At 43.8% G+C, this 7252-nt stretch carries 6 protein-coding genes; all 6 read right to left on the minus strand.

Annotated features, from left to right (window positions below):
• On the minus strand, positions 1–493 hold a 493-nt coding region (locus RMO55_RS06760; RefSeq protein WP_396134202.1), incomplete at its 3' end, for a peptidylprolyl isomerase.
• Positions 494–1312: a peptidylprolyl isomerase gene (locus RMO55_RS06765; protein WP_310425188.1), complete on the minus strand. Its 819-nt coding sequence runs from the start codon at positions 1310–1312 to the stop codon at positions 494–496.
• A gap of 243 nt (positions 1313–1555) precedes the next feature.
• The gene (locus RMO55_RS06770; RefSeq protein WP_310425190.1) at positions 1556–2326 is read right to left on the minus strand and encodes a hypothetical protein; all 771 of its coding nucleotides are present in this window, start codon (positions 2324–2326) and stop codon (positions 1556–1558) included.
• A 141-nt stretch (positions 2327–2467) separates the two neighbouring features.
• The gene (locus tag RMO55_RS06775; RefSeq protein ID WP_310425192.1) at positions 2468–3280 is read right to left on the minus strand and encodes a serine protease; all 813 of its coding nucleotides are present in this window, start codon (positions 3278–3280) and stop codon (positions 2468–2470) included.
• Positions 3281–3418: 138 nt separating this feature from the next.
• Positions 3419–3646, minus strand: coding sequence for a hypothetical protein (locus RMO55_RS06780; RefSeq protein WP_310425195.1), 228 nt, complete (start codon positions 3644–3646; stop codon positions 3419–3421).
• 48 nt (positions 3647–3694) lie between these two features.
• Positions 3695–7183 (minus strand): filamentous hemagglutinin N-terminal domain-containing protein, encoded by a 3489-nt coding sequence (locus RMO55_RS06785; protein ID WP_310425198.1) that lies wholly within the window; start codon positions 7181–7183, stop codon positions 3695–3697.
• Positions 7184–7252: the final 69 nt, after the last annotated feature.

The raw sequence follows: 7252 nt of genomic DNA on the forward strand, positions 1-7252 counted from the left end.
TTAGCCCAATTGTCTGGTGGTAAATTAGGGGGTGTAATTCTGTTCCAGAAATCGGTCCCACACAGCCACCTCTGTGGGCGGTGGGATGTTCGGAATATTCTGTGGCCAGATGGGTAAAGGATTGACCTTGTTCGTGAATCCGAAAATATAACTCCTGAGCCATATTGAGATTGGCAACTTGAATCACTGAAAATAAAACTCGATCGAGTTGTGATTTTCGCTGCAAAAACCGAGAACCAATTAAATGTCCCCATTCGGCTCGTTTATATTGTTGTAAAAGATTGGCGCGAGCGTCTCCCGAATTAGTTGAATTATCAATTTGCGGAGATGAATCGCGATCGACAGCAAATGCCCGATCTGCTAGGGATTGTTGCCATGTTGCGAGGGTTTCGTCGATAATTACTGCTCGTAGATAGCGCGGGAGCAGTATCGATCTAGTCAAATGAGAGATGGTTAAATCGGGATTGATCGAGCGTGTGATTGTAGTATTCATCTAATTTAGCTGGCTGGAAAATTGTAATTTAGCCCAGTTAGCAAATAGTTCGTCGAGGAGCAATTGGTGTGTTCGCTCGTCCAATTGAGCAGGGTGCAATTCATCGAGACGGAGGATGAGATGGGCTTCACCGATCGAGAAAGGGCAGGACAAGTCGCCTGGTTGTAAGTTAATGACTACCTGTCCGATTTCGGGAGCTAGAGTTTTCATCGAGATTGGCCCCAAAATACCACCATTGTTGGCATATCGGTCTTCGGAATAGTCGAGCGCGATTTCGGCAAATGATTGCTCTCTGGAGTGGATACGAAAGAATAATTCCCGCGCCATCAAGCTGTCGCTAACAGTGAGAATCGAGATAACTACCAGATCGAGTTGGCGTTCTTGACTGTGAAAAGCAGCCTCAACTAGATCGCCCCAATTAGCCTGTTTGAACTTCTGCAATTTGAGTTCTCGATCGACGATTGCCTTTAATTGCGAGGAGTTCATCCCGCACAATAAGGGTGTTCGATCGATTTGGGCAGACAATCGATCGAATTCTGACTTGCTATAATTGAGGTCGATCGCTAATTCTAGAGCTGTTTGTGCTACGAGTCGATCGATCTCGATCTCCTGGAGCAGTTGGGGTAAGATTTGATATTCATCTAACTCCCGCAGGAGTCGATCGACAGCAATTGAATTGTTACCTAGCCTGAAGACTGGTAGAGCGCGATCTTCAGTCGGAGATCGAAGTTGAAGAGGATCGATGACCTGTGAGAGCATGATTGTGTGAATGTTAATCCCAAAATGGCGTTGTTCGTTGGCGTAGCCTACGGTCGGCAATCGGAGTCTCAAACAACCGACCCAAGCAATTTTTCAATTATAGTAATTTGGGATGATGATGCGTCACCGTGCGAATACTAGACTTTGCCGACGATTTATTACAACTATGGACGTATTGCCTTTGTTCCCAACCAATTGTACAGAGATAGCCCCCAGAATGTCAGAATCGACCTGACATTCTGGAGGCTGCATTGATTTAAACTACGACGAAGGTTTCAGTCTTGCATCGCCAAATTCAATGGTTTATTTAGCCTGACAACTAGGATTGTAATCGTAGCTATCGCGCCAACGAGCGACATTCTTCTGACCGACTGGAAATATTTTGGTATCACCATTAGCAAAAGTAAGTCGAATCTTGGCATCGCCCTTGGGTGCATTTCTAAATAAGTCAGCAACTTTAGCATTCACAGCAAATGTATTTTCAGCAAAGTAGAGCGATCCTTCTGCTTTGATTGGAGTGTAATTACTTGTGTATTCTTTGACATATGTATAGTTGCTACTTGCAGCTCTTGCGACACCTTTAGATGCAGGTGTCAATTTGACGACTCGATCGCCAACTCCTACTTCCAGTCTAACTGGAACAAAACCCTTGGCATCTCCACCATCACCTTTAGGAGCATTGTGGACTAGTGCTTTCACGAAACAGCCTTCCTCTTTGCTACCCCAAAGGGTCACAATAGTCATTCTTCCTGGCTGTGGTTCTCCAAATGGATCTTTAACTGTTAGTGAATTAAATAGTCCTCCTAGGAATCCAGTCGCCTCTTCTTTGCCATTATCTTCCCCATGTTTATCGATGACGACTTTACCCACTACTGAATTAACCAGTGCATCGCGAAGTGTGACAACATCGTCAGAAGGTAATCCTGCGCCACCCCATCTCAAACTTTTTTCTGTATTGAGTTTATCTTCAGGTAAGTCAACACCAGCCAAAACTTGGTGACTCAGACCTAATGTCAACCCTGAAATGATTAGTGTACTTACTGATACCGATTGCCAAAATTTAGACGAAACCATATAAATTATTTTAGGTCTTAACTCTTCCACTATAAGAGTGGGTGGGATTGAATGACATTAGTAAAAATACTGGCTAGCAAAAAATATAGTTAACTAACTTATTTCGCTAGCCTGTGCTTTACTTAGAGATTGTTTGTTTAATTAACATTTTTCACCAGCACAGGCTCCAGGTGCATTTTCAGATCCATCGATCGTGCTAGGTCTACCTCGAGTGAATTTTGGGGAAATTAGGACTGGAGAATTTTGACCGTCGATTCTGGGTCGATCGAGTGTATATTTAATTCCCAACCGATTGGCATTGCTGACAAATGAATTGATCGGAATACCTAAATTAAATCCAGATTTAATCTTGTTTGTATCTCGCGAACCTCTACCATGAATACCGATTAAATTACCGTTACTATCCATCACTGAGCCACCACTCATTCCGGGCATTGTATTGTTATTATAAATTAGGGTATAACCATTACTGCCTGTTGGATCGTAGCCAACCAATTGACCGCCAACTACTAATAAGTTCCGACTAGAAATTCCTTCTAAATTAGCCGGAGCACCAGTAACATATAGCGTACTTCCTTCCCCGATCGTATCTGAATTTCCCAAATCGGCAACTCGATAAAGTTTATTACTAACAAAAGTACAAACTGCTAAATCTAATTCAGCAACTCGCTTGATCGAAACCGGACGAATTTGATGTCGCGTACCATCTTTGGTTTTGACAGTATAAGTATCGTTAGATTGCAACACGTGCCAATTGGTTAAAACCGTGTACTCATTACCTTGATGGGCGATGATTACGCCTGAACCCTTCTCCTGTTCGGAATCAACCGTAACGGTTACTTCCTTGGCGATACTGCTGATCTTCTCAGCAGTATAGCTGAGTGTAATTTGAGGTTGACTGGTGGTGGCAATAAATCCCAAGAGTCCAGCAAATACAAGTCGATGAATATTCACGGTCTTACAAGTTACAAGCTACAATTTACGAGCTATCATAACATGACGAAAATCTAGATTGGGTGATATTTAAGAGTTTTTACTGAGAATTGCCCGTTGGCGAAGAATAACCGATCTTCCGCACCAACTCGTCCTTTTTCAAAGAGATTCAAATATCGCCGTAAAACCTGATAGCATCATACATTCTTCAGTAAAGTCTTCGGCATCACTGACGTTTTCAATCCGATATTCCATAATCCGCCGCTCGTCACCATGCATTTTTTTCGATGACAGCAACGTAGTTGGATATTTTGCTGCCAGATCTTTGAAGGCTGTGCCACTAATGCGCCAGTCGTCAGCAGAACAGTTGATGGTGATTCGCCACATTAGGGTATAGGGTGTAGGGTGCAGGACATATTTTACAGCAATAAAGGGTTACTTACTCGGACACCCCACCCTGGGTTCCGTCGCTCCCACTGTTGTCTGAGCAGCAATTAGTCGCACTCGTCCATCCGGTTGAAATACCCAACCGATCGCGGGTGGTGGATATTTTGGTGGTAGACTTGCCGTAGTAGCTGGTTTAGTCTTCACCGCCCGCGCATCCTCCCACAGCGCGTCACTCTCCTGGGGTTCGCTAGCATTTGGCGGCAATCCACCGCGTCCAGTAATATAGAATTTGTTATCCCACTGACTCGCTCCACAGGCTTGGGAGATTTGTTTACTCGCATCATTGGGAAGCCCAGTTAGTTCGCCCTTATCCTTGCCTGGATCTGTACCTGGGGTGCTAATCTGGACGCTCCCACTCTGTCCGAAATCAGAACTAGCAGTAATATCGTTAGTGAATCGCGAATCGGTGGCACGATATTGGATACCAAATAATCCTTGACTGGTAATCTTAACATTACCACCTTTGCCAGTATAAGCATCAGCGGCAATGTCATTGCTACCAAAATTGTTAACTGGTAAAGCGACGATTAGCGGACTATTAATGGTGATATTGCCACCATTACCGCCACCAGTACCATCACCAAAATCTGCGCCAGAACTAGTTGTAATCTGACTACCATTTCGTAAGAGCAATTTATCACTGAGATTGAGCGTGATATTGCCACCTGAACCGCTATTGCCAATCGCAAAAACCACACCACTGTCCAGGTTCAATCGATCGCTTGAGATCGAAATATTTCCAGCTTTTCCCTCACCTGTCGAACTAACCGAGCGAGTGCCAATGCCAGGTAAATCGATTGAAAACGTCGATTTGACACTATTAGCACCGATCCCTCCATTCTTAATATTTACGGCTCCTGTAGTAACAATATCAATATCACCACCTGGATTTTTACCCTGTGTGTCTGATGAAATAAAACCAAAATTAGTTAAATTTAATTCTCCCACATTTATTTTAATCCCTTTACTCGTACCTTGAGCATCTTTAGCTACAATACTAAAAATAAATGCAGTACTATCTAACGACAACTTACCTGGAGTCTCGATCGAAATTTTGCCACCATCACCAATGCCGTAGGTATTGCTGGATATAGCTGATATATTAAATTGAGTAATTTTTTTGTAATCGAAATTATTGTTTCCAGAGATAGTAATATCACCAGTGGTCTTAATATCAATATCTCCACCCCGACCTTTACCAAATAAGTCTGAGCTAATAAAACTATTATTTTTCAGTTCTAATTCATGCGCGTTAATCGTAATCCCCTGACTGATACCACTTGTATTCTTAGCATCAATTTCTCCGATCGAATTACCAATACTAGCAAAGCTCAATGATAATTTGCCAGAAGGGTTATCGATCGATATTTTGCCAGCATTACCCACCCCAAAACTACTGCTAGCTATAATGGTTCTGCTAATATTAGTAGGTTGGTCATTGACGAAAGTAGCTGTTCCAGCTAATGTGATATCACCTCTAGCTTTAATCCCGATATTGCCAGCATTACCAGTTCTAGATGTTGCTGAAAACATATTGCTGTCAAGCAGCTTAAAGTTACCAGTATCAAGAGATATATTGCCAGCATTGCCTTGAAATTGATTATTCTCAGTATTAAAAGTACTGGTGGAAATAAAAGACTTCCCAGCTATGGTTAAATCGCCGCTGGTGACGATCCCGATATCTCCCCCATTACCTCGACCGAAAGTAGCAGCAGCAATTTTTGCATAATTATTCAATTCTACTTCACTAGCCTTAATACTAATTCCTTGACTATCGCCAATAGCTTGAGCACTTATCGTACTAAAAATCACCCCTCGGTTTAAAAGCGATAGTTTGCCAGGTGTTTCGATCGATATTTTACCCGCATTGCCTTGTCCATTGCTCTGTGTAGTAATAAATGACCGAGAATCGTTAGGATCGCTCAAAATAGCTTGCAGATCGTTCGTGCCAGAGAGCGTAATATTGCCTTGGGTTTTAATATCGATCTCGCCCGCATGACCCTGTCCCAAATTTGCAGCGGCAATCAAAGAACTGTCTTGCGCAGACAAAGAACCAGCATCGATGGTAATATTGCCCCCTTTCCCAACTGCCCCCCCTAGCACGGAACTGTTAATCCCACTGAAAGATCCGTCCTTGGTGCCAGCAATATCGATAGCCCCACTCACTTTGACCTTAATATTCCCCGCATCCCCTATCCCTGCTGGCTGGGTATCCGATGCCTGATTAGTAATGGTTTGCAGTTGAGCACCATCTTGGAGCGAGAGGGAACCAGCATTGACTTCGATATTACCGCCCTTACCCGCACCACCAGATTCGATGTTGCTGAAAATATTAGCATTGACGAGGGAAACACCATCTTTAGCTGTCACGGTCACATTTCCAGTATTTCCCTGTCCATAAGTTGAGGATTGAAGTTGAGCACCGTCGCGTAAAGAGAAAGAACCAGCATTAATAGTCGTATTACCACCATTACCCCGTGAATTGAAGCGCACGTTATTGGCGATGGCAGTACCGGAGCCGACGATAACTATTGCCTCTGTCGCATCGAGTTTAATATCTCCGGCAACAGATGCTGGTGTGCCCAAACCTTCTTCAATACCTCCCCTGACAACACTTGCGCCCAATAGATCTAAATTCCGAGCAGTGATGGCAATATCGCCACCTCCAGAGCCAGCTACACTTACCCTCGCTCGATTATTAAAAGATACATCCCCTCGTGTCACATTCGTTGGAAATTGCGCTCTGAGTATATTTCCCTCTACGCCCAATCCGATTGTTCCTGGTGCTAATAGTCCCCCCAGATCTACTCGCCCACTGGGAGCATTTATTTTACCCCCGTCAAAGGTGACATTGCCACCAATTAATCCGATATATTGGTTCGGATTCTTAGTTTCTAAAGCCCCATAATTTTCGATTCCTTTACTCCCACTTCCACCGATTATCAATCTCGCCGGATTGAAAGCAACATTCGGATCGATCGTTAATAACGGTGCATCCCCTGCTCTGTTCGTTCCAAAATTATAATTTCGTCCCTGAGCATCGACAAAATCGATCCCACTCGCTGTACTCGTCACAAATGCCTTCCCGACATCCAATTTCGCACCTGTTCCAAATACCACCCCATTAGGATTTATCAGTAAAAAGTTCGCCCCATTAGTATTTAATAGCCCGTTAATATCCGAAAATGAATTCCCCGTCACGCGGGTAATAATCGATTGATTTCCCGCTGGATTGGTAAAGTTAGCCGAGCCGCCTGCGCGGATGGAGAAATCGGTAAAACTATGGAATAAATTTTGCCCGCGCCGCAATCCACCATCGATGTTGAAGTTATTCGCTCCGGTGGGATTTACGATCGTCCCAATTTGACTATTATCGGCTACTGGATTGCGGTTGGAAGGGGTGTAAGTCTGGGCTTGGGCGATGGTGGGGAGGAACCATATCGCAGTGCCAAAGAGCGAGAGGAGGTGTTTTTTCATGAGAGATGGGACGAATTGAACAGCGATCGAATAAGCTGTCACACATCTAAATCACACATGCGGTTTTTA

Origin of the sequence: Chamaesiphon sp. VAR_48_metabat_135_sub (assembly GCF_031418915.1) — a bacterium.
Classification (GTDB): Bacteria; Cyanobacteriota; Cyanobacteriia; order Cyanobacteriales; family Chamaesiphonaceae; genus Chamaesiphon.

Bases quoted from the DNA above. Each gene is read 5' to 3' on its own strand.
- RMO55_RS06770 (WP_310425190.1), bottom strand. From the start codon at position 2,326: ATGGTTTCGTCTAAATTTTGGCAATCGGTATCAGTAAGTACACTAATC.
- RMO55_RS06785 (WP_310425198.1), bottom strand. From the start codon at position 7,183: ATGAAAAAACACCTCCTCTCGCTCTTTGGCACTGCGATATGGTTCCTC.
- RMO55_RS06780 (WP_310425195.1), bottom strand. From the start codon at position 3,646: ATGTGGCGAATCACCATCAACTGTTCTGCTGACGACTGGCGCATTAGT.